16 protein-coding genes are annotated in these 22,449 nt (G+C 68.9%); 7 read left to right on the forward strand and 9 right to left on the reverse strand.

All coding sequences use genetic code 11. From position 1 onward, the window contains the following. Nucleotides 1-43: 43 nt before the first annotated feature. Genes IFSED24_RS16300 through IFSED24_RS16310 form a run of 3 tightly spaced genes read right to left on the reverse strand, consistent with a single transcriptional unit; the run spans nucleotide 44 to nucleotide 1,574 of the window. Entirely contained in the window at nucleotides 44-577 is a 534-nt protein-coding gene (locus IFSED24_RS16300) for a Spy/CpxP family protein refolding chaperone (protein ID WP_491332541.1), read from the reverse strand. Next, nucleotides 577-1,023, reverse strand: a complete 447-nt coding sequence (locus IFSED24_RS16305; protein ID WP_491332542.1) for an anti-sigma factor family protein — start codon at nucleotides 1,021-1,023, stop codon at nucleotides 577-579. Before IFSED24_RS16305 ends, IFSED24_RS16300 begins: the two co-directional genes overlap by 1 nt. Beyond that, the gene (locus IFSED24_RS16310; RefSeq protein WP_491332543.1) at nucleotides 1,020-1,574 is read right to left on the reverse strand and encodes an RNA polymerase sigma factor; all 555 of its coding nucleotides are present in this window, start codon (nucleotides 1,572-1,574) and stop codon (nucleotides 1,020-1,022) included. Before IFSED24_RS16310 ends, IFSED24_RS16305 begins: the two co-directional genes overlap by 4 nt. Before the next feature lie 172 nt (nucleotides 1,575-1,746). Between IFSED24_RS16310 and IFSED24_RS16315 the strand changes: the two genes are divergently transcribed. Genes IFSED24_RS16315 through IFSED24_RS16325 form a run of 3 tightly spaced genes read left to right on the forward strand, consistent with a single transcriptional unit; the run spans nucleotide 1,747 to nucleotide 7,232 of the window. Then, a complete protein-coding gene (locus tag IFSED24_RS16315) occupies nucleotides 1,747-3,327 on the forward strand; it encodes an Lcl domain-containing protein (RefSeq protein ID WP_491332544.1) in 1,581 nt (526 codons plus the stop codon). Nucleotides 3,328-3,373: 46 nt separating this feature from the next. Next, complete coding sequence (locus IFSED24_RS16320) at nucleotides 3,374-5,845, forward strand: CotH kinase family protein (RefSeq protein ID WP_491332545.1); 2,472 nt, start codon at nucleotides 3,374-3,376, stop codon at nucleotides 5,843-5,845. A gap of 58 nt (nucleotides 5,846-5,903) precedes the next feature. Then, nucleotides 5,904-7,232 (forward strand): MFS transporter, encoded by a 1,329-nt coding sequence (locus IFSED24_RS16325; protein ID WP_491332546.1) that lies wholly within the window; start codon nucleotides 5,904-5,906, stop codon nucleotides 7,230-7,232. A 57-nt stretch (nucleotides 7,233-7,289) separates the two neighbouring features. Here the strand turns inward: IFSED24_RS16325 and IFSED24_RS16330 are convergent, their stop codons facing one another. The 3 genes from IFSED24_RS16330 to IFSED24_RS16340 all read right to left on the reverse strand — a co-directional run bounded on the left by IFSED24_RS16330 (nucleotide 7,290) and on the right by IFSED24_RS16340 (nucleotide 10,668). Further along, the gene (locus tag IFSED24_RS16330) at nucleotides 7,290-7,979 is read right to left on the reverse strand and encodes a hypothetical protein (RefSeq protein ID WP_491332547.1); all 690 of its coding nucleotides are present in this window, start codon (nucleotides 7,977-7,979) and stop codon (nucleotides 7,290-7,292) included. Nucleotides 7,980-8,080: 101 nt separating this feature from the next. After that, nucleotides 8,081-9,109 (reverse strand): ADP-ribosylglycohydrolase family protein, encoded by a 1,029-nt coding sequence (locus IFSED24_RS16335; protein WP_491332548.1) that lies wholly within the window; start codon nucleotides 9,107-9,109, stop codon nucleotides 8,081-8,083. Nucleotides 9,110-9,129: 20 nt separating this feature from the next. Continuing rightward, nucleotides 9,130-10,668, reverse strand: a complete 1,539-nt coding sequence (locus IFSED24_RS16340; protein ID WP_491332549.1) for an AbgT family transporter — start codon at nucleotides 10,666-10,668, stop codon at nucleotides 9,130-9,132. Between the two features lie 216 nt (nucleotides 10,669-10,884). On the opposite strand from IFSED24_RS16340, the gene IFSED24_RS16345 reads away from it, so the two are divergent. The 3 genes from IFSED24_RS16345 to IFSED24_RS16355 are packed head-to-tail and all read left to right on the forward strand — an operon-like array spanning nucleotide 10,885 to nucleotide 16,732. After that, the gene (locus IFSED24_RS16345; RefSeq protein WP_491332550.1) at nucleotides 10,885-12,531 is read left to right on the forward strand and encodes a TolC family protein; all 1,647 of its coding nucleotides are present in this window, start codon (nucleotides 10,885-10,887) and stop codon (nucleotides 12,529-12,531) included. After that, nucleotides 12,531-13,628 (forward strand): efflux RND transporter periplasmic adaptor subunit, encoded by a 1,098-nt coding sequence (locus IFSED24_RS16350; protein WP_491332551.1) that lies wholly within the window; start codon nucleotides 12,531-12,533, stop codon nucleotides 13,626-13,628. The genes IFSED24_RS16345 and IFSED24_RS16350 overlap by 1 nt, the downstream gene beginning before the upstream one ends. Further along, nucleotides 13,625-16,732 (forward strand): efflux RND transporter permease subunit, encoded by a 3,108-nt coding sequence (locus IFSED24_RS16355; RefSeq protein ID WP_491332552.1) that lies wholly within the window; start codon nucleotides 13,625-13,627, stop codon nucleotides 16,730-16,732. The genes IFSED24_RS16350 and IFSED24_RS16355 overlap by 4 nt, the downstream gene beginning before the upstream one ends. A 75-nt stretch (nucleotides 16,733-16,807) precedes the next feature. Here the strand turns inward: IFSED24_RS16355 and IFSED24_RS16360 are convergent, their stop codons facing one another. The 3 genes from IFSED24_RS16360 to IFSED24_RS16370 form a co-directional block, all read right to left on the reverse strand. Continuing rightward, nucleotides 16,808-17,230: an FKBP-type peptidyl-prolyl cis-trans isomerase gene (locus IFSED24_RS16360; RefSeq protein WP_491332553.1), complete on the reverse strand. Its 423-nt coding sequence runs from the start codon at nucleotides 17,228-17,230 to the stop codon at nucleotides 16,808-16,810. A gap of 177 nt (nucleotides 17,231-17,407) precedes the next feature. Then, a complete protein-coding gene (locus IFSED24_RS16365; protein WP_491332554.1) occupies nucleotides 17,408-17,722 on the reverse strand; it encodes an RNA recognition motif domain-containing protein in 315 nt (104 codons plus the stop codon). 304 nt (nucleotides 17,723-18,026) lie between these two features. After that, nucleotides 18,027-20,711, reverse strand: coding sequence for a protein kinase domain-containing protein (locus IFSED24_RS16370; protein WP_491332555.1), 2,685 nt, complete (start codon nucleotides 20,709-20,711; stop codon nucleotides 18,027-18,029). A 167-nt stretch (nucleotides 20,712-20,878) separates the two neighbouring features. Here IFSED24_RS16370 and IFSED24_RS16375 point away from each other — a divergent pair, with 167 nt between their 5' ends. Further along, nucleotides 20,879-22,444 (forward strand): FlgD immunoglobulin-like domain containing protein, encoded by a 1,566-nt coding sequence (locus IFSED24_RS16375; protein WP_491332556.1) that lies wholly within the window; start codon nucleotides 20,879-20,881, stop codon nucleotides 22,442-22,444. Nucleotides 22,445-22,449: the final 5 nt, after the last annotated feature.

Here is a 22,449-nt window from a genome sequence, read left to right on the forward strand (position 1 = left end):
ATGGTGGACCGGGGGCCGTCTCCGCGCGGGAGGCGGCCCTTCCCTATGGGCGTCGCGGCGGCGGATTCCGCCGTGGATTGGCGTACACGGTGGGCGCCACCTCGGCGAACCTCGCCCGCTGCGCCGGCGACAGGACGCCGGCTTCTGCCAGCAGCATCACGGCGGAGAGCGAGTCGATCCGGGCCCGGGCCTGGCTCGCCTCGCGGACCAGCGCGGTGAAGCGCCCGGTATTGAGCTGGGGATCTGCGAACGCCACCGAGACCCGGTGGTTGGCCGCTTCCGCCCGCTGCCGGAGCTCGGCCATCTCGGGCAGATGGTCCCGCAGGATCTCCTCGATGGACTGCTGCTGCTCCACGCTCAGGTCCAGGTGCCGGCTCATGCTCGCCAGGTGGTTCCGGATGAGGACCTCGGGGGCCGGCTGCGGCGCGCCGTGCTCTCCTGGCGGAGGATCGTGAGGGCCTGGTTCGCCGGGATGACTGCCGGGAGGCAGGCCGGGACGGTCGGCGAGCCGGACGTAGAACAAGCCCGCATTCAGGCCGAGCGATAGTGCGAGCAGGATCCACAGCGCTCTCTTCATCATCCTCCCGACCTTTCCTGGGCGAGGGCCCCGGTGTAGATGTCCAGCAGCGAGGCGTCCGTCGTGGCGGGCCAGATCTGGTCGATGATGCCCCGGGTGACCGGATCCTGCTCCGTCAGATCACTGGTCGCGGGGGCGCCCAGCAGCAGTCCCAGGACGATGCCGGCGAGGCAGGCGGCGGCCGTTCCGGCGGCGAAGAGCGGACTGAGACGGCGGTCATTCCGTCCCTCGAGCTGTTCCTGGAGCAGTGGCCAGACCGGCTCGGGTCCGGAGGTCTGCTCATCCTGGGCCATGGCGTACCGGACGGCCTCCAGCTCGGCGAGCACGCCACGGCAGGTGGCGCAGCCCCGGCAGTGGTCGCGCACCCGCGCGGATTCGTCCTCCGATAGTTCCGCATCGAAATACGCCTGCAAAACGGGCTCCTGGGGGTGTTCCAAGCCTCTCATCGCGTCCTCCCTCGGCGTGAGAAATCCTGGCGCAGGGTCAGCATCGCCCGGTGCAGGAGCATCTGCACGGCGGCGGGCGTCAAGTCCATGGCCGTGGCGATCTCGGCGTACTTGAGGCCCTGGTACTGCTTCAGCAAAAGCGCCTGACGCTGGCGCTCCGGTAGCCTGGCGATGGCCTCGCGCACCTCGTCCCGCACCTCTCGTCGTTCCAGTTCCTGCTGGGCATCGGGGGCGCCCGCGGGCGGGTCCGGACGATGCTGATCGAAGGATAGCCAGCGGATGATCTTGCGCCGGCGCAGCCTGCTGCGCGCCAGGTTGCCCGCGATCCGGAAGAGCCAGCTCTGGAACTGGCCCGACGGCACGTAATTGTCGGCCGAGCGAATCATGCGCAAGAAGGTCTCCTGACAGAGATCCTGGGCGTCCTCTCGCGATCCGAGCATCCTGACGAGGAACGCGAAGACCGGGGTCTGCCAGCGTTCGACGAGGAGGCGGAACGCGGCCTCGTCGCCACCGGCCCCGCGCGTCATCAGTTGATCGTCGGATGTCTGCAAGCGGCTTTCCTTCGAACCCAACGCGCGACGTCGGGGATCGTTTCGCGCGATCTCGCACCGGACCGGCCAGAAAAAGCGAAAGGGTCTCGCGGCTCACTCGTTCAGCCCTTCAAGAACCGCACGGAATCCCCTGGATTGTCAATCGATCCTCTCGATCAGGAAGCGTGGAACCATGAGAGCAGGCGTCCGCATCCCCGTTCCGGTCTTCACGGCCCTGATCCTGCTGCTGTCGATCAGCCCCGGCCGTGCCGACAGCCCGGTGCCCTACCCCGTGGTCGATACCGGTCAGCAGACGTGCTTCGATGCCGCGGTCCCGATCGCGGCGCCGGCCGCCGGAGAGCCCTTCCACGGCCAGGATGCCCAGCACGACGGATACCAGCCGACCCTCGCCCTCGGCGGCGACGGCCTGACCGTCCTGGACCACCAGACCGGCCTGACCTGGCAGCACATGCCGGACACCGACCTCGACGGCGACCTCGAGCCCGACGACAAGCTCTCCTGGTGGGCGGCGCTGGACCAGCCGGCGGTGCTCAACGCCGTGGCCTTCGGCGGTTACGACGACTGGCGACTGCCAGGCATCAAGGAGCTCTACTCGCTCATCGACTTCCGCGGCGTCGATCCCAGCGGCTACGAGGGCGACACGGACGGCCTCGTCCCGTTCCTCGACACCACGGTCTTCACGTTCATCTACGGCGACGAGAGCCTGGGCGAGCGGATCATCGACTCGCAGTACTGGTCCGCCACCGAGTACGTCAGCACCACCATGAACGGCGACCACACGGTGTTCGGCGTGAACTTCGCCGACGGTCGCATCAAGGGCTACGGCACCTCCCTGCACGGGGTGGACAAGACGGCCTTCGTGCTCTGCGTGCGCGGCAACACCGACTACGGCGTCAACGATCTGCACGACAACGGCGACGGCACGGTGACCGACCTGGCCACCGGCCTGATGTGGATGCAGGCCGACAGCGGGGTCGGGATGGACTGGCAGGCGGCGCTGGCCTACGCGGAGGACCTGACCTTGGCCGACCACGTCGACTGGCGCCTGCCCAATGCCAAGGAACTGCAGAGCATCGTGGATTACAGCCGCTCCCCGGCCACCCACGGCACCGCGGCCATCGACCCGGTCTTCCAGTGCACCGCCATCCTCGACGAGGGCGGCGCCACCGACTTCCCGTTCTACTGGACCGGCACCACCCACGAGAACTGGACCCTCCAGCCCGGAGCCATGGGCGTCTACGTGGCGTTCGGCTCGGCGCTGGGCTGGATGCAGTCCCCGTTTCCGCCCTACGACTATACCCTTCTGGACGTGCACGGCGCCGGCGCCCAGCGGAGCGACCCCAAGCAGGGCGACGCCGGCGACTGGCCCCATGGCCACGGCCCCCAGGGCGACGTGATCCGGATCGACAACTTCGTGCGCTGTGTGCGCGATGCGGCGGCCGTCTCCGCCGTGGAGGACGAGGTCCCGGACGCAGACCCGGGGCTGCGGATCGAGAGTGCACCCAATCCCTTCAACCCGACCACCGAGATCTTCTACACGGTGCCCGCTGCGGGCCCGGTCGAGCTGGCGATCCACGACCTGAAGGGCGCCCGGATACGCTCCCTGGTCCGGGAGCACCTCGCTGCCGGTGAGCACCGGGTGCGCTGGGACGGCACCGGCGAGGACGGCCGCGGCCAGCCCAGCGGCCTCTACCTGGCGCGGCTCGCCAGCGTGTCCGGGACCCGCACCCTGAAACTGATGCTGACCAGATGAACCGAATCGGCCACGGCCAGACCTCGTCGACACCAGGAGGAACATCATGAAACCGGCAACCATCGCGCACGCTCTGGTCCTTGCGGCCCTGCTGCCCGGCCTGGCCTGGGCGGCTCTCGTCCCGGCGTCCCATCCGCTTTTCGACGGCGATGCGGTGCACGAGATCCACCTCACCTTCGCCCAGCCGGACTGGTGGGAGCAGCTCACCGAGAACTTCGAGGAGTACGACGATCCGCCCTATCTCGAGGCCGGCTTCGACTGGGACGCGACCCATCTCGAGACCATCGGCGTGCGCTTCAAGGGCAACAGCAGCTACATGGGCTACCAGGGCCTGAAGAAGTCCTTCAAGCTGGACATCGACGCGTTCACCGCGGGGCAGGAGATCGCCGGGCTGGACAAGCTCAACCTCAACAACTGCTACCTGGATCCCAGCTTCGTCCGCGAGAAGGCGGCCTACGAGCTCTGCGCAGCCTCGGGCCTGCCCACCGAACGCACCAACTACGTGGCGCTCCACATCAACGGCGACTACTGGGGGCTCTACCTCCTGGTGGAGCAGTTCGACCAGGAGTTCATCGAGAGCCGCTTCGGCGACGGCGAGGAGGGCAACCTCTGGAAGGGCGAGCCCCACGGCACGCTGGAATACCTGGGACCCGACCAGAGCGCCTACTACGCCGATTACGAGCTCAAGACCAACGAGGAGGTCAACGACTGGTCGGGCCTGGTGACATTGACCGACAAGCTGAACAACACGCCGCTGGCCACCCTGCCCGACAGCCTGCACAACCTCGTGGACGTCAACTCGGCGGTGGCCATGCTGGCCGTCGAGAACCTTACCGTGAACCTGGACAGCTACATCGGCCGTTGTGTGAACTACTACTTCTACCACCGTGACCTGGACGGACGTTTCGTGTTCGCCAAGTGGGACCAGAACGAGGCGTGGGGCGTGTTCAACATGTGGAACCTCTCGCTGGCCCAGCTGAAGCAGCTCGATCCCTACTGGGTCAACCCCCAGCCGGGTGAGCAGCGGCCACTCGCCACGCGCCTCTGGCAAATCGGCGACTACGACGCGCTATACCGCGGCCACCTGCAGCGGCTGCTCGCCGGCGCGGCCGAGCCGAACACGCTGCTCGCCCGCATGGAGGAGCTGCGCGATCTCATCCGGCCCTGGGTCGAGGCCGATCCCAACATGATGTTCACGGTGGCCCAGTTCGAGGCGGCCATGACGGCGAACATCTATGCCGCCGGCGGCCCGCCGCCGGGCCGGCTCATCCCGGGACTCGAGCCGTTCATCCGCGACCGGAGCAGCTATCTCGAGAGCCTGCTCGGCACCTGGACGGCGCCGGACGGGCTGGTCCTCAACGAATTGATGGCCAGCAACGACGGCACCGTCGCCGATGAGCACGGCGATTACGACGACTGGATCGAGGTGACCAACGCGGGCCCGGTCGCCGTCGCGCTCGGCGGCCTCGGCTTGACCGATCACCTCGAGGGTCCTCCCGACTTCGTCTTTCCCGACCTGACCCTCGCCCCCGGAGAGCACGTGCTGGTCTGGGCCGACGAGGAACCGACCGAGGGCGACCTCCACCTGCCCTTCAAGCTCGACGCCGACGGCGAGGACGTCTACCTGACCGACGGGGCCGTCATCATCGACCAGGTCACCTTCCCCGGGCTGGGCTCGGATGTGAGCTGGGGCCGCTGGCCGGACGCGACGGGCGACTGGCAACTACTGAGCGCCGCCACGCCCGGGGCGGCCAACGAGAACCCCACTGAACCGGAGACCATCGACCTGTTCATCAACGAGTTCCTGGCCCTCAACACCAGTGGGATCACCGACGAGGCGGGCGAGCACGAGGACTGGCTCGAGATCTACAACCCCGGTCCCGAGGCGGTGGCCATGGGCGGGTTGTTCCTGACCGACGACCTCGCGGAAACGACCCAGTGGTCGTTCCCCGACACCACCCTGGCCGCCGGTGATTTCCTCCTGGTCTGGTGCGACAACGACCCGGAGGACGGACCGCTGCACGCGACCTTCAAGCTCAGCGGCGATGGCGAGGAGATCGGCCTGTTCGGCCGCCTGGCGGCGGGGAACGAGGAGATCGACAGCCACGTATTCGGGGTCCAGGTCGACGACACGAGCGAGGGACGCCAGACCGATGGGGCTGCGCAATGGGTCGCCTTCGCGACGCCGACCCCGGGCGCAAGCAACGGCGATTCGGTGGCCGTGCCCGACGCCGAGATTCTCCGGCTCCGCCTGTTGCCGGCGTATCCGAACCCCTTCAACCCGCAGACACGCCTGTGTTTCGAGATCCCGAGCGCCGGACGGGTGCGCCTGGAGATCTTCGACGCCAGGGGACGGCTGGTGGCGCGACTGCAGGACGGATCCTTGCCGGCTGGTCACCACGAGGTAGTATGGGACGGACGCGACCGCCGGGGAGGCGCGCTGGCCTCGGGTGTCTACCTGTCACGGCTGTCCTACGACGGCACGGTGATCTCGGGGCGCCTGACCCTCGTGCGGTGAGGTCGCGGGAGCCGGACCGCGGTCCTTTTGGACCACACTTCAGCAGGACAGGTGCCCCGTGCCGCTGATTCCCGTGCGCGAGATCGACGACCGACTCGAAACCCTCTACGATCTGGTCGCCGAGGACGAGGACGTGCGGAGCTGTCGCGACCTCGACGACAGCGCCTGTCACTGGGTGCCGCGAAACTTCTTCGTCCTGCTCGTGAGCAACACGCTGACCAAGCTCGGCGACGCGCTGGCGAGTCCCAAGACCGTGCTGGCCTGGGTGATGGCCGCGGTGGGGGCGCCCACCGCCATGGTGGCCATGCTGGTTCCCATCCGCGAGTCGGGATCCATGCTGCCACAGCTGATTCTCGGCGGCGTGGTCCGGCGCCAGCCGCTGCGCAAGCCGATCTGGCTGCTGGGCAGCGTGCTGCAGGCCGTGGCCGTGCTGGGCTGCGCCGCGGCGGCCGCCTGGCTCACGGGCCCGGCGGCGGGGGCGGTCATCCTCGGCTGCGTGGTCGTCTTCTCCCTCGCCAGGTCGCTGAATTCCATCGCCAGCAAGGACATCCTGGGCAAGACCATCCCCAAGGGGCGGCGCGGTCGCCTGGGTGGGTTCGCCGCCAGCATCTCGGGGGTGCTCACCCTCGCGGTCGGGGTGTGGTTCGCCGTGCGCGAGCGGGGCGAGGACAGCCCGCTGTTCTACGCCTTGCTGCTGGCCGGCGCGGGCCTGCTCTGGCTGCTCGCGGCCGCGGTGTTCCTGGCGTTGCGCGAGGACCCCGGCGAGACCGCGGGAGGTGCCAACGGCTGGCGCGAGGCCTGGAGCCGGCTCGGCCTCCTGCAGACCGACCCGGCGTTCCGACGCTTCGTCGTCACCCGGTCGCTCTTGCTCTGCTCCGCGCTCACCGCGCCGTTCTACGTGGTGCTGGCGCGCCAGCACGGTGGCGGTGGCGCCTCGCTGCTGGGGACGTTCCTGGTGGCCGGGGGCCTGGCCTCCAGCTTGTCGGCACCGGTGTGGGGCACCATGGCCGACCGCTCGAGCCGCCGCGTGATGATCGCCGCCGCGCTCCTGACCGCGAGCCTGGGGATCGGCGTGTTCGTGCTCATGCGCTGGCAACCGGGCCTGGCCGCCACCTCGTGGCTCTTCCCCGCGTTCTTCTTCGCCCTCGGCGTGGCCCATGCCGGGGTGCGCGCCGGCCGGAAGACCTACCTGGTGGACCTGGCCGGCGGCGTCAAGCGCACCGACTACGTGTCGGTGAGCAACACGCTCATCGGTCTGGTGCTGCTGGCGGTGGGAGGGCTCACGAGCCTGATGTCGTTCCTGGCGCCGGAGGAGTTGATCCTGGGCCTCTCGCTGCTGGGGTTCGGCGGCGCGCTGATGGCGGTCACGCTGCCGGAGGTCCAGTGAACCCGTGAGTCGGCTGGCCGCCTCCCGCGATCGGCAGGCGGCCAGCGCTGCCGAGGGTCAGCGATAGAGGCTCTTGACCGTGTCCCAGGTCCGGCGCTCGGTGGCCACGGGGTTGTCGTTGCCGATCTTCACCGAGGCGAGGTACCAGCCTGCCTCCACGAACGCATCGTCGCTCCCGAACTCGAACGACACCTGGATGGTCTGGCCGATGTACGCGCTCAGGTCGAAGCACGAGGCGAGCCAGCCCACGTTCAGGCCGGTGAACCCGGACTGGAAGTCGACGCACCAGGCGTACCAGTCGCCCGGGACGTTGATCACGCCCGGATACCCGACGAGGGGCGTGATGATGTCGCCATTGACCTTCACGTTGCCGCCGTCCCAGAGGTTCTCGGCGTCGTAGTAGTGGAAGATCTCCATGAGATAGGATTCGGCGTCCACGGTGAACGGCGGGGTCAACAGGGCCTCGCCCGCGTCGGTGGGGTAGTCACCCTCGAGGACGGTGCCCCAGACGTTGCCGGGAGCGTCGGGGACGTACGTGGTCGCGCCGTGCTCCCAGATGGGCGCGCCCTGGTCGTCGCAGGCGCCGGTTGTGAAGTCCTGCGGGCCATTGGCGAAATCCCAGTCGTGGATGACGTTGACGAGGTTGCAGGGGACGCGCAGCGGCTGCTGGGTGTCGTACACTGGCTTGTCTGCCAGGGCGATGCCGACAGTGAGCAGGCAGAGCAGGGCCGTGATCAAGAGACGCATGATACACTCTCCTGGTGTGAGGGTGCTTCGAGCGGGATGGAGAGCCCATCCTGAATTGGCCCGATCATAGCACATTGTCACGTTTTTGGGATGAATTCCGGTCAGGTGCTCGCCTGATTCCCGCGGTCCGGCAGCGTCGGCCGGTAGCGGAGCCCCCGACGCCAGCGTTCGGGCCAGCCCGCCGCGCCGCAGGCGGCTCCCAGCAAGGCGCCGAGCACCGCACCGCGGTGGCAATTGTCTCCCCCCACCATGGTGTTGGCAACGAGTCCGTCCTCCGGCCGGCTGGCGTACTTGCGGGCCATGTGCAGCACCGCCGGCACCGCGTCCTCGACGTAGCAGGCGGACGACACGAGACGGCCGATGACCTCGAGGTCGTCGCGGCGGGCCCAGCGATCGTAGTCGTTCGCCAGGAGCGGATTGGGGTCATGGCGGCCGGCCTGGTCGATGGTGTCCGGGAGCGGCGCGCCGGCCAGCACGGGCAGCAGCACGTCGGCCACCGCGTCGAGAGCCCCGGCCATGGTCGTCCCCCGGTGGGTCAGCTCGCGGTGTTCGTGGGCGGCGGCACGGGCCAGGTCGGGATCGTCATGATGGTAGATCAGCAGGGCCACCGGGCCGGCCAGGCCGCCGATGTGCTTCTCGGTGATCCCGCAGTCCCGCAGGGCGATCCCTCTGGCCCGGCGGTCGAAGAAGCCGCGCAGCCATTCCTCGGCGTAGGTGTCGCGGTGGCTGGCGGGGTCGCGCAGGAACGCGATCATGCGTTCCAGGTAGAGGTCGGGATCGTACCGGCCGTGTTCGGCCAGGGTGGAGAGCAGCACCTCGACGAGTTTGAGGTTGAGCGTGTTCTCGCCTGCGGCCAGGTGCTGGTGGTAATGGACTCCCGGCCGACCCCAGTACTGCGCCTGATCGTGCAGGATGTCGGCCTCGGGGTTCCGCGGCGCGTAGTGCGAGCGATGGAGGATGCTGTCCGGGTGCGGATTGCGCGGCGCGACCAGGTCGCGCACCTCGCCGTAATCGCGGCGCAGCGCCTGGCGGTCGTAGTACCAGTGCACGGGCATGGCCAGGGCGTCGCCGAGGAACAATCCCCAGAGCGCGCCTTCGGCCCGCTGGCGCGGCGCGGTGATCTCGTTCAACTCCGGACCTCCAGGGTCACTTACCCGAGCTTGAGCGGGGCGCCCGGACCCACGGGCAGACCCAGCAGGAACCAGGCGATCAGCAGCAGGCTCCAGACCAGGAAGAACGCCACCGAGTAGGGCAGCATGGTCGCCACCACGGTCCCGATGCCGGCGCGGTCCTCGTATCGCTTCATGAACGCGACGATGAGCGGGAAGTAGGACATGAGCGGCGAGATCACGTTGGTCACGCTGTCGCCCACGCGGTAGGTGGCCTGCACCAGCTCGGGCGAGTAGCCCAGCAGCATGAACATGGGGATGAACACCGGCGCCATGATGGCCCACTTGGCCGAGGCACTGCCCATGACCAGGTTGATCATGGCCGAGAGCATGACGAAGGAGATCATCAGGGGCACGTCGCCCAGGCCGGCCGATTGCAGCGCGCCGGCGCCCTTGACCGCCAGGATGAGTCCCAGGTTGGTCCACTTGAAGTAGGCCACGAACTGCGCCGCGAAGAAGCAGAGCACGATGTAGACCCCGAGGGTCTCCATGCTCTTGCCCATGCCCTCGATCACGTCGCTGTCGTTCTTGAAGGTCCGCGCGCCCAAGCCGTAGGCGATGCCCAGGATCGCCGCGCCGCCGAAGATGAAGGCCACGATGCCCGAGGTGAAGGGCGAGCGGAGGAGGTCGCCGGTGGCGGGATCGCGCAGATAACCGCCCGCGGGCACGGTGCCGGCGAGCAGGAAGGCCACGAACATGAGGCCCGCCACGCCGGCGAACCGCAGTCCACGCTTCTCTTCACCGGTCAGTCGCGACAGTTGCTCGTCCCCGTCGTTGCCGCCGTAGGCGCCCAGCCGCGGGACCACGATCTTCTCGGTCACCCAGGTGCCCGCCGCGGTGATGAAGAAGGTGGAGACGATCATGAAGTACCAGTTGCAGGCGGGGTTGACCAGGTAGCCGGGGTCGATGATCCGGGCCGCCTCCTCGGACAGCCCCGCGAGCAGCGGATCCACCGTGCCCAGCAGCAGGTTGGCACTGTAGCCCCCCGAGACCCCGGCGAAGGCGGCGGCCATGCCGGCCAGGGGATGGCGGCCGACGGTCTGGAAGATGATGGCGCCCAGCGGGACTAGCAGCACGTAGCCCACCTCGCTGGCGGTGTTGGAGAGGATGCCGGCGAAGACGATCAGGAAGGTGAGCAGACTGCGCGGTGCCGACAGGACCAGCAGGCGCAGCGCCGCGCCGATCAGGCCGCTCCGCTCGGCGATGCCGATGCCCAGCATGGAGACCAGCACCGTGCCCAGCGGGGCGAAGGAGGTGAAGTTGGTCACCATCTCGGTGAGGATGCGGTGCAGGCCGTGGAGGCTGAGCAGGCTCACCGGCACGATCACTTCGCCGGTGCCGGGGTGCACCGCCTCGATGTCCAGCGAGGCGAAGAGCGCCGAGAGCAGGACCACCAGCAGGCCGAGACCCGCGAAGAGGGTGGCGGGGTGGGGCAAGGCGTTGCCCACGCGCTCGATACTGCCGAGGAAGCTGGCCAGGAGGCGTGATTGGCGGGAAGCGTTGGGAGCGGTCGCGGTCATGCTGGTCACGGTCTCCAGTGCTGGCGGAACGGAGGAGCGAGGAATTAATCAAGACAAAATAAGTAATAATATGGGAGCGGCGAGTGCCCGGCTTCGTGTTCCTGGTCGGGGATATGCGTCATGAGGTGAACGAGACTACTTTGACGCCTTGTCACCGTATGCGGAAGCATCGCGGGGCATGCCCCGATCCCGACCCGAGACTGGAGTCCGCCGACCATGTTGCCGACCCGTCCGATTCCGAGGCTGCTGCTGGCAGTCAGCACGTTCGCCCTGCTTCTGGCGGCCGGCCTGGCGCTGGCGGCGGATCCTCCGGTGCCCGCCTTCAGCGGCACCGATCCCGACAGTGCGCTCGTCAGCGTGGTCGACGCCCTGCCGGGCGAGATGATCACCCTCGAGGCCGCGGTGGCCGAGGCGCTTGCCCGCGATACCGCGGTGGCCGTGGCCCGGGCCGAGCTCGAGGCGGCCGTGGGCGCCGAGCGGCGCGAGGGCGGCATCTTCAATCCCGAGCTATACGGCGAGGCCGAGCGGCTCGGGGACAGCCAGCCCACCGCCTCGTTCTTCTCCGGTGCGGATGTCCTCGAGACCGAGAGCACGCGTCTCGGCGCGGGAGCCCGGATGCTGCTGCCCCTGGGCACCGAGCTGTCGGCATCGCTCAACTCGCAGCGCGTGACCAGCAACTCCTCCTTCGCCACGCTCTCGCCCCAGTACGACACCTACGGGCAGCTCGAACTGGTGCAGCCGCTCCTGCAGGGCTTCGGCCCCGGCACGCGCAGCGAGCGCGACGCCGCCGCCAGCGAACGCGAGGGGGCGGCGGCCAACTACGACGACACCCGGCTCGCGATCCAGGCCGAGGTCGAGACGGTCTACTGGGCGATCTACGCCGCCGAGCGTGATCTCGCGGTGCAGCAGCTGATCCGCGACCAGGCGGCCAGCTTCCTCGACGAGGTGCGGCAGCGGGCCCGCTCGGGTCTGGTCGGGCCGGCCGAGGAGGCCAACGCACGGGTCTTCCTGGCACAGCAGGAGCAGGCGGTCCTCGACGGCGAGGAGGTCCTCGACAGCCTGTCCGACCGGCTGGCCACCTTCATGGGCCGCCGGCCGCGAGGCGCCGACCCGCGCTTCCGGCCGCTGGACGTTCCGGCGGACACCTTCCCGCACCTCGATCTCGACGCGCTCCTGGCGCTGGTATACGAACGCAACTTGCAGATGGCCGCGGCCGAGCAGCAACTGGCCGCGGTCAGGGCCCGGGCCACCGGCGCGCGGTACAACGCGCGACCCCAGCTCGATCTCGTGGGCCGCCTCGGCGGCCGCGGACTGGCGGGCACCGGCCGCGATCTCATCCTCGATTTCGGCGGCGGCGACCCCGACACCATCCGCAACGATCTGGACACTGGCCTCGGCCAGGGGCTGGAGCAGGTCTTCAAGCGCGACTTCCCCACCTGGAGCGTGGGCATGCGGTTCAGCGTGCCCATCGGCGGCGGGACGACCGCCGGCGAGCGCGACCGCCTGAGCGCCGAGGTGGTCCGTGCCGAACAGCAGCTCGAAGCGCTGCGCCGGGCTCTCGGCGAGGAGGTGCGCGCCCAGTTCCGCGAACTGGACCGCAGCCAGCGTCGGCTGGAATTCGCCGAGGACGGGATCGAGGCTTCGCTCGAGCAGGTCCGCATCGGTTCGTTGCAATTCCGCAGCGGTCGGACCACCGCGTTCGAGGTCGTCCGGCTGGGTGCTGATCTCGCCGACGCCCAGCGGCGCTATTCGTTGGCCCTCGTGCGGACCGCCCGGGCGGCCGCCACCCTGCGGCGCCTGACGGCGGGCGCCTTCCCCGGTCCGTTGACCGATCCGTCACCTGTGAAGGAGTCGACACCGTGATGTCGCGACGAATTTCCCGTTCCGTCGGCCTGCACAAGCCGGTGCAGGTCGCGGCAGCCATGCTGGCGCTGGTCCTGTCCGGCTGCGGCGATGGCCAGCAGGGCGGCGGCGGTTTCAGCATGCCGCCCATGCCGGTGGAAGTGGCGCCGGTCACGACCGGCCAGGTGGTCGACCGGTTCTCGGCGGTGGGGTCGCTCGAGGCCAGCGAATCGATCATGGTGGTGGCGGAGATCGACGGCGCCGTGGCGCGACTGCCGTTCGCCGAGGGTCGGGCCATCGCCGCCGGAGGGCTGATCGCCCAGCTCGTCGATGCGGAGCTGGCGGCGCAGGTCGCCCGTGCCGCGGCGGTCCGGGACCAGCAGCAGGCCACCTACCAGCGGACTCGCGATGTGGTCGAGCAGCGGGCGGGCGCGCCCCAGGACCTCGACGATGCCGCCGCGGCGCTGAAGGTGGCGGAAGCGGAACTGGATCTGGCGCAGGCCCGGCTGGCCAAGACCCAGATCAAGGCGCCGTTCGCCGGCATCACCGGCGTGCGGCTGGTGAGTCCCGGAGCGTTCCTGCGCGCCGGAACACCCATCACGGAGCTGGCCCGCATCGACGAGCTGCGGGTGAACTTCACCGCGCCCGAGCGGCTGCTGGCGCGGATGGCTGTGGGCGCCAAGGTCCAGGTGACCACCAGCGCCTTCGCCGACCTCACGGTCGAGGGCACCATCGACGTGGTGGCGCCGGTGCTCGACGCCGCCACGCGCAGCGCCCGCATCGTGGCCCGGATCGACAACCCCGACGGTCAGTTGCGGCCGGGCATGTCGGCCGAGGTGTCGGTGGTGCTCGCCACGCGCGAACGTGCCCTGACCGTGCCCAGCGAGGCTGTATTCGTGCAGAACGGCCAGACCATGGTGTACGTGGTGCAGGCCGACAGCACCGTGGCACCGCGTCCGGTGACCCTGGGGCTGCGCCAGGTCGAGACGGTGGAGGTGGTCGCGGGACTCACCGCGGACCAGTCGGTGGTGCGCGCGGGCCACCAGAAGATCTACCCGGGCGCCCGGGTCGTGCCGCTGGGACAGGCGCCGGCGGCAGGGTCGGAGGCGGGCCGATGAGGATCAGCGAGCTGAGCATCCGCCGGCCGGTCTTCGCCACGGTGATGAGCCTGGCGCTCCTGCTGCTCGGCGTGATCAGCTTTCTGCGCCTGCCGGTGCGCGAGTATCCCGATGTGGAACCGCCGGTGGTGTCGGTGTCCACGCTCTACCGCGGCGCCAGCCCGAACGTGGTGGAGACCGAGATCACCGATGTGCTCGAGGAGCAGTTCTCCACCATCGAGGGCGTCAAGGCCATCACCAGCTCGAGTCGCGAACAGGGCTCGGTGATCACCATCGAGTTCGAGCTCAACCGCGACGTCGATGTGGCGGCCAACGATGTGCGTGACCGCGTCTCGCGCGTGAGCGGGCAGCTGCCGCGCGAGGCCGACGACCCCATCGTCGCCAAGGTCGACGTCAACGCCCAGCCCATCATGTGGCTGGCCTTCAGCAGCGAGACCTACTCCACGCTCGAGCTCTCCGACGTGGCCGACCGCATCCTCAAGGAACGGTTGCAACGACTGCCGGGCGTGGGCTCGGTATTCATCGGCGGCGAGCGACGCTACAGCATGCGCGTCTGGCTCGATGCCCAGCGCCTGGCGGCGCACGGGCTGACCACGGTTGACGTCGAGCTCGCCCTGCGCGCCGAGAACGCCGAGATCCCCGCGGGTCGCATCGAGGGCAGCGAGCGCGAGTTCGCCGTCCGCACCCGCGGCGAGCTGGAGACCCCGGACGAGTTCGCGGCGATCATCGTCGCCCAGCGCGGCAACGACCTGGTGCGCCTCGGCGACGTGGCCACCGTCGAGGTGGGCCCCGAGGACGAGCGCACGGTCACCCGCTTCAACGGCCGCCCCGCCATCGGTCTGGGCATCGTCAAGCAGAAGCAGGCCAGCACGGTGGCGGTGGCCCAGGCGGTACGCGCGGCCCTGCCGGACCTGCAGGCCGCGGTGCCGGCGGCCACGACCATCGACGTGGCCTACGACTCGGCCGCGTTCATCGAGGATTCGCTCGACGAGGTGGCCAAGACGCTGCTGCTGGCCACCGGCCTGGTGGTGCTGGTGGTGCTGGTGTTCCTGAAGAGCTTCCGCGCCACGGTGATTCCCATCATCGCCATTCCCATCGCCATCGTGGGCGCCTTCACCATCGCCTTCGCCTTGGGCTTCACGGTGAACATCATCACCCTGCTGGCGCTGGTGCTGGCCATCGGTCTGGTGGTGGACGACGCCATCGTGGTGCTCGAGAACTGCTTCCGGCACCTGGAAATGGGCAAGCACCGGCTGCTCGCCGCCCGCGACGGCGTGAACGAGATCGCCTTCGCGGTGATCGCCACCACCATGGCGCTGGTGGCGGTGTTCATCCCGGTGGCGTTCCTGACCGGGTCGGTTGGCCGCCTGTTCCGCGAATTCGGCATCACCCTCTCGGTGGCGGTGCTGATCTCGTCGTTCGTGGCGCTGACCCTGACCCCTACCCTCTGCTCGCTGATCCTGCGCCGGGCCGCCGGCCACGCCCAGAGCCGGGCCGACCGCTCGTTCGCCGCCTTCTTCGCGCTGCTCGATCGCGCCTACGGCGCCTCGCTCGACTTCGCGCTCAACCATCGCTGGCTGGTGCTGCTGATCGCCGCGCTGCTCGTGGGCAGCACGGGCTGGATCTACGGCCAGCTGCCCCGCGAGCTGGTGCCCACCGAGGACCGCGGCGTCGGCTTCGGCATCATCATCGCGCCCGAGGGCGCCACGCTCGAGTACACCGACCGCTACCAGAGCCAGATCGAGGAGATCCTCCTGGGACTGCCCGAACGCCGGGGCCTGTTCAGCGCCATCGGCCTCGGTTTCGGCGGTCCGGGCCGGGTGACCAACGGCTTCATGTTCCTCAACCTGAAGCCGCGCGACGAGCGCGACCGGTCGCAGCAGGAGATCGTGGCCTCGCTGTTCCCGCGCCTGATGGCGATCCCCGGGGTGCTGGGCTTCGTGGTCAATCCGCCGAGCCTGGGCGGCCGCTTCAGCAGCACGCCCATCGAGTACGTGCTCAAGGCCGAGGACTACGAGCAGCTCGACGCCGCCGTGCAGGTGTTCATGGCGCGGGCCGGCGAGCTGGGCTACCTGGTCAACCTGGACAGCGACCTGCGCCTCAACAAGCCGCAGCTCGAGGTCACCATCGACCGCGACCGGGCGGCGGCGCTCGGCGTCTCGGTCACCGACATCGGCTCCACGCTGGAGACCTTCCTCGGCGGCCGCGTCATGGGCGAGTTCAAGCGGGGCACGAAGAAGTACGACGTCATCGCCCAGCTACGACCTTCGAACCGGGCCACTCCCGACGTCATCCGCGAGATCCATCTGCGGTCGGGCAGCGGCGAGCTGGTCCAGCTGGCCAACCTGGTCCAGGTCACCGAATCGGTGGCGCCCAAGGAACTGAATCACTACAACCGGGTGCGGTCGGCCACCGTCTCGGCCAACCTGGCGCCAGGGGTGGACCTGGGCAGCGCCCTCGACGCCCTCGACGCCATCGCCCGCGACGCACTGCCGGCGGGGATCCAGAGCGAACTGGCGGGACAGTCGCGCGAGTATCGTGAATCGAGCGGGTCGCTCACGTTCATGTTCGGGCTGGCGCTGGTGTTCATCTTCCTGGTGCTGGCGGCGCAGTTCGAGAGCTTCATCCACCCGCTGGTGATCCTGCTCTCGGTACCGCTGGCGGTGGTGGGCGCGCTGTTCTCGCTCTTCCTGCTGGGGCAGAGCATGAACATCTACTCGCAGATCGGCCTCGTGATGCTCATCGGCCTGGTCACCAAGAACGCCATCCTCATCGTGGAGTTCAGCAACCAGCTCCGGGCTCGCGGCCAGTCGGTCCGCGAGGCGGTGCACGAGGCGTCGCGGATCCGCCTGCGCCCCATCCTCATGACCTCGCTGTCGACCGTCTTCGGCATCCTGCCCATCGCCGTGGGTCTGGGCGCCGGGGCCGAATCGCGCCAGCCCCTGGGTATCGCCATCGTGGGCGGCATCCTCTTCTCCACGTTCCTGACGCTGCTGCTGGTGCCGGTGGTCTACTCGTTGCTGGCGGGGTTCACGCCTGCTCGTCAGGGGAAGGACTTCGCGGACGTGGAGCAGGCCGAGGTCCCGGCGGCGGGCACCCCCTGAAGGAACAGCCCGGCGGCCGACTCGCGGCCACCGGGCTGATTCCGACCAGGCTCGGCGGCCCGGAGTTCCGTCCGGCTACTCGCTGACCGCAACCAGCGTCAGCTCGAACATCAGGTCCTTGCCCGCCAGCGGATGGTTGGCGTCGAGGGTCATGAACTCGTCGTCCAGACCGATGATCCGCACGGGCAGTTCGCCCTCGGGCGACTGCATCGAGAGGACCATGCCCACCTCGGGCTGGATCTCGTCGGGAAGGTTGGAAAGCGGGACCTGGCCCACCATGTCGTCGTTCACGTCGCCGTAGGCTTCCGCGCAGGGAATGGTCACGCTCTTGGTCTCGTCGACGGCCATCTCCGCCACGGCGGCCTCGAAGCCCGGGATGACGGACCCGCCACCGATCTCGAACTCGATGGGGTCGCGACCCTCCGAACTGTCGAACACGGTGCCGTCTTCCAGGGTGCCCTTGTAATGGACCTTGACGGTCTTGCCTGCTTCGATCATGGAAAACCTCTCGCGGAGAAAAGAAAGCAATGGATCCCCGTCAACTTAGCGCCTGCATCCTGGGATGCCATGGCGAACGGCACCGGGCAGGGCCGCCAGCGAGGGGAACGAAGTTCAGCAGAAGGCCCTGCTTCGTTGCGGAAGCAGGGCCCCAATCCAACTAGCGGGCAGGACGAACTACCAGCCGCCGCGGTTGCCACCGCCGCCGCCGCCGCCGTAGCCGCCACGGCCACCGCCGCCGCCGCCACGAGGCTTGTCCTGGGCCTCGTTCACGCGCAGAGCGCGACCGCCCAGCTCCTTACCGTCCAGAGCCTGGATCATGTTCTGGAGATCTCCGTCCTCGACTTCCACGAAACCGAAGCCGCGGGGGCGGCCGGTCTCACGGTCGTTGATCAGAGCGACCGAGTGCACGGTGCCGTGCTGGCCGAACAGCTGGGAGATCTCGTCTTCGGTGGCGGTGAAGGGCAGGTTGCCCACGTACAGTTTCTTCACAGTTCTACACTCCAGGTGCCGGATGTCCGGCTTAACACAAAGCCCTCGGGATGGCCGGATCGGTCCGGCGAGCCTCCAGGCTTTAGACAGGCCCGACCGCAGGTCGGACCGCATCCCCCGACAGCCGGGGGAATTCAAGGCGCCCAGCCGAGGCCGGGAGCTATAAGGTGTCAGGTTCGTTCGCCAAGAGCAAACAATATTAAGATATGCGCTGTCAAGATTCTTGCCGCTTTTTTTTCACTGGCCCGCCGCCAGGGCGGTCCGAGGACTCTCGGGATGCTCTTGTCGACGGGGGCGTTTGTCGCTAGGGCGTGGCGATCCGTTGCTGCAAATCCGTGAACCAGTTCACAACCACGCGCAGGGTGCGGGGCGCGGTCTCGGGCGGGGCGTGGACCGTCAGGAAGCGCTGGGCGTCCGCGGTCGGGCTGATCGTGTGGCCGAGCCAATCGGATTCGAAGGGGCCGCTGAACAGCATCTCGGGGCGTCCCACCACCAGTTCGGACGCCGTGGTGCGGTCGCGGTCGATGGCGGCGGTCATGATGCCGGACCGGGTGCGGAAGAAGATCTCGTCGCCGCGTGGCGACCAGACGGGTTCGCGGCCTCCCGCGATGGAGATCTGCAACCGTGAACCCCCGTCGGGGAACGCCATGGCGTACACCTCGCTACGACCGCTCTCGTTGCTGACGTAGGCCAGCCAGCGGCCGTCCGGCGAGACCATGCCCATGTTCTCGGCGAAGCGCGTGCGCAGGAAAGGGCGGGGCGCGTCGGTGCCGTCCAGCGGAACCAGCCAGATGTCGCTGTCGGTCTGGGGATCGGAAAAGGTGCAGACGAGCAGGTGACCGCCGGGCGAGACGCTCGAGGGCATGGTGTCGATGGGTTCTTTCAGCAGGAGCCGAGGTTCGGTCGCGCCGTCGGCCGGTCGCTGGTAGATGGTGAACTGGGGCTCTTCGCCGTTGTAGATCACGGACCGGCCATCGGGCGTCCAGACCGGGTTGAAGTCGCTGGACGGGGAAAAGGTGAACCGCGACCAGGTGCCTCGTTCCAGGTCGTGCAGCCAGATGTCGTTGTTCTGACCCTCGCCGATGGTGACGGCGAGACGCCGGCCATCCGGCGAGAGCCGCGCGGTCTGGTAGCGGCGAGCGGGGGCTTCCAGGGGCGTCAGCGCGCCCTCGCGATCCACCCAGACCAGTTCCCGGGGCGATTCCAGCACCGAGGCGGGTGCGAAGACCAGGGTTCCGTTGGCGCCGAAATCCAGGTTGGTGTAGCCGTCGTTGGGGTTGAGGTAGACGTCCTCGAGGACCGGCTCGGCGGCGCCGATCACCGTCATCTTGTCGAGGTCGAAGGGCGCTGCCAGCAGCTTGCCCCCGCGGGCGTAGAGCAGGTGTCCGGTGGGTGAATAGCGGCCGTGGGTCCCGCCCTCGACGAGCATCCGGTGCTCGCCGGTCGCCAGCGAATACGCCATGATGCGCGCCTTGTCGATGGGGGTCGACCAGCTGGTGTAGACGAGCCACTGCTCTCCGGGGAGCAGCTGCGGCCACCAGTGTCCCAGTTCGCCCTGCGTCAGGTCGGGCACGGTCAGCTGCCCCGGTTGACCGCCCGAGGCGGCGACCACGTCGAGGCCGCCGGCGTAGCTGCGGGTGATGATGATGCGGCCGTCGGAGGTCCAGGCGCCGCCGCCCCATTCGGTCTCGCAGAGGTCCACGGGCGAGCCGCCGGCCGTGGGCAGCTTGCGCAGGCGTCCGTCCTGGGTGAAGGCGATCCAGCGGCCGTCGGGGGAGAAGAACGGAGTCGCGGCGGATTCGGTGCCGGGGATGGGCACCATGGCGGGATCGTCCAGGCTGCGCCAGTAGAGCTGCTGCCCCTGCGGCGAGTTCAGGGACACGACCAGCGCCTCGCCCGTGGGCGACAGGGCCAGGCTCTGCCGCTCGTCCGCGATCCAGGTCGTGGCCGGCAGGATGAGGTCGAAGCATATGGGTGCGGGCGGCTGGATTCCGGGATCGCGGCTGCGCCAGCCGAGCACCGCCACGGCCAACGCCAGGGCGGCGGCCACGAACCAGCCTGCCCGCGCGCCGCGCCGGGGCGTCAGGGGCGCGGTGGCCTCGTCGCTCGCCAGGGGCTCGTGGAACGAGGTCCCGTCGCGCTGGATCTCCTCGAGGACGATGCGCGCGTCGGCGATGTGGTGCAGGCGCTGGCGCCGGTCGCGTTGCAGGCAGCGCTTCAGCAGACGGCGGAGGCTGGGGGGCAGGTCGGCGGGCAGCGCCGACCAGTCCGGATCGCCGCGCAGGACCATGGCCAGGGTGTCGCTCACGGTCTCGCCGGCGAAGAGGCGGCGGCCGGCCAGCATTTCCCAGAGGATCACCCCGAAGGCCCAGATGTCGGTGCGCGAATCCACGGCCTGGCCGCGCGCCTGCTCGGGGCTCATGTAGGCCGCCGTGCCGAGGATGACGCCGGCCTGGGTCATGGCCGCGGTCATGGTGGGCGAGTTGCTGGGGTCGCCGCTCGGTTCCTCGTCGCCCAGGTAGGCCCGGGCCAGGCCGAAGTCGAGGATCTTGATACGACCGTCGGGAGCCAGCTTCACGTTGGCGGGCTTGAGGTCCCGGTGGACGATGTTCTTCTCGTGGGCCGCTTCCAGCCCGGCGGCGATCTGTATCGCCGCGGCCAGCACCTCGTCGATGGGCATGGCGCCGCGCTCGATGGCGGCGGCCAGGGTCTCGCCTGGGGCCAGCTCCATGGCCAGGCAGATCCTGCCGGCTTCCTCTTCCAGTCCGTGGATGGCGGCGACGTTGGGATGGTTGAGGGCCGCGAGCAGCTTGGCCTCGCGACGGAAGCGGGCCAGGCGGTCGCTGTCGGCGGCGAAATCGCCGGGGAGGATCTTCAGCGCCACGTCACGGTCGAGAACCGTGTCGCGGGCCTGGTAGACCTCGCCCATGCCACCCTTGCCGATGGCCGCGAGGATCTCGTAGTGGGCCAGACGGTCGCCTGGATTCATGGCGTCTCCGGGCTGAGGGCGAGTTCAGGGGGCGCTGGATACGCCATGATAGCCATAATTGGATAATATTGCTCTTGCATGGCGGGTCCGTCGGCCAGCGGGCCGATAAGATATGGTATGATACTGCCGAGCCCGGTTCCGTGAACATCCGCGCAGGAAGAGTCCTCTTGACCAGACCACCCGTTCGACCAGCCCCGCTGCTGCCGACCCTGCTCTGCCTGGTCGCCACGTTCAGCCTGGCCGGTCCGGGGTTCGCCGATGATGGCGGAGCGGCGGGTCCCCTGGGCGAGTGGCCCAACTTCGACCCCATCGGCTTCATCACCGCGCCCCACCCCGACGATCCCTCGCAGCAGACCTACCTCTACGGAGACTGGGGCGGCATCGTCGGCGAGGAATTCATCTTCCTGCAGGACCAGCGCATCAAGCTGCTCTACCACAGCTACCACGAGACCTACCTCACCTACCACGCCCACCAGGGGGAAATCCTGGAGGACTGGGCGCTGGGCTACGACCCGGTAACCAAGATCAAGCACACGCCCCTAGTGCGACCCGGCGGTCCCGTCCCCGGTCCGGCCTGGCAGCACACCGACACCCCGGCCTACCTCCATCACCCGCTCACCGGCGAGCACCTCCTCTACAACACCGTGCGTCCCGGCACGGCCTACCTGCACCCCGAGTGGGAGGGCCTGCCGGGATACGAGAGCGCGATCCAGGTCGCGACCAGCTCGGCCGTACCGCTCATCGGTCAACCCTTCGCCCAGGACTACGAGAACATGCTGGTGGCGGAATATCCGTGGGAACGCGGCTGGGTCAACGATGGCGTCATCAAGGGCGGACTCTCCGAACCCACCGCGGTCTGGGTCCCCCATCTGGGCACCCAGGGCATGGTGCGCCTCTTCTACCGCGGTCTCAACGGCTCGCCGGGCTCGTACTGGAACTGGCGCATCTCGTACGCCGACAGCGAAGACGGCAAGACCGGCTGGGTGAAGAACCCCGTACCCACCTTCGACCCCGCCGACCCCGACAACCCCGCCCACCGCTGGACTCTGCCGCCCCCCGACGGTTTCGGCTTCCGCGGCGCCTGGCAGGCCCATTGCACCGGCGACACCATCGCCGGGGGCGTGCACATGGTGCTGACCGTCTCGAATCAGAACTTCGCCCGGGGTGGCCGGATCGCCTATTACTGGTCGCCCGACTGGGGCGACACCTGGTACGGCCACCCGCGCAATCCGATCATCGTCGCCGGCGAGGACGCCGATGGAGTCCCTGCCGCGGGATTCCAGCGCACGCCCACCCTGCTCATCGACGAGCAGTTCCACCGTTACATCCTCGCCTACAACGCGGGACACGACGCGACCCAGCCGGCGCGACGTCACACCTACCTCGCCGTGGCCGAGCGCCCCCAGGTGCCGACCGTGGTGGCCGGCGAGGACTCGCCGCCGTCGGCCTTCCGGCTCGTCGCCGCGACGCCCAATCCCACTGCCGGGTCGACCACGCTCCGGTTCGATCTGCCCGAGCCGGGACATCTCGTGGTGGGGGTCTACTCGGTCGACGGACGCCTGCTGGCCACGCTCGTCGCCGGCGACCGTGACGCGGGCCCCCTGGAGGTGGTCTGGGATCGGCGTGCGGCGGGTGCGCCGGTGCCCGCGGGGATCTACCTCGTTCGGGCGGATCTGATGGCCCGAGGAAGGAGGCTGGGCGCGGCGCATGGCCGTCTCACGGTAGTGCACTGACGCTG

The sequence above is a fragment of the Candidatus Latescibacter sp. IFSED24 genome, from assembly GCF_058273205.1.

Bases quoted from the DNA above. Each gene is read 5' to 3' on its own strand.
- IFSED24_RS16360 (WP_491332553.1), bottom strand. From the start codon at position 17,230: ATGATCGAAGCAGGCAAGACCGTCAAGGTCCATTACAAGGGCACCCTG.
- IFSED24_RS16345 (WP_491332550.1), top strand. From the start codon at position 10,885: ATGTTGCCGACCCGTCCGATTCCGAGGCTGCTGCTGGCAGTCAGCACG.
- IFSED24_RS16320 (WP_491332545.1), top strand. From the start codon at position 3,374: ATGAAACCGGCAACCATCGCGCACGCTCTGGTCCTTGCGGCCCTGCTG.
- IFSED24_RS16300 (WP_491332541.1), bottom strand. From the start codon at position 577: ATGAAGAGAGCGCTGTGGATCCTGCTCGCACTATCGCTCGGCCTGAAT.
- IFSED24_RS16370 (WP_491332555.1), bottom strand. From the start codon at position 20,711: ATGAATCCAGGCGACCGTCTGGCCCACTACGAGATCCTCGCGGCCATC.
- IFSED24_RS16305 (WP_491332542.1), bottom strand. From the start codon at position 1,023: ATGAGAGGCTTGGAACACCCCCAGGAGCCCGTTTTGCAGGCGTATTTC.
- IFSED24_RS16355 (WP_491332552.1), top strand. From the start codon at position 13,625: ATGAGGATCAGCGAGCTGAGCATCCGCCGGCCGGTCTTCGCCACGGTG.
- IFSED24_RS16315 (WP_491332544.1), top strand. From the start codon at position 1,747: ATGAGAGCAGGCGTCCGCATCCCCGTTCCGGTCTTCACGGCCCTGATC.
- IFSED24_RS16350 (WP_491332551.1), top strand. From the start codon at position 12,531: ATGTCGCGACGAATTTCCCGTTCCGTCGGCCTGCACAAGCCGGTGCAG.
- IFSED24_RS16340 (WP_491332549.1), bottom strand. From the start codon at position 10,668: ATGACCGCGACCGCTCCCAACGCTTCCCGCCAATCACGCCTCCTGGCC.
- IFSED24_RS16330 (WP_491332547.1), bottom strand. From the start codon at position 7,979: ATGCGTCTCTTGATCACGGCCCTGCTCTGCCTGCTCACTGTCGGCATC.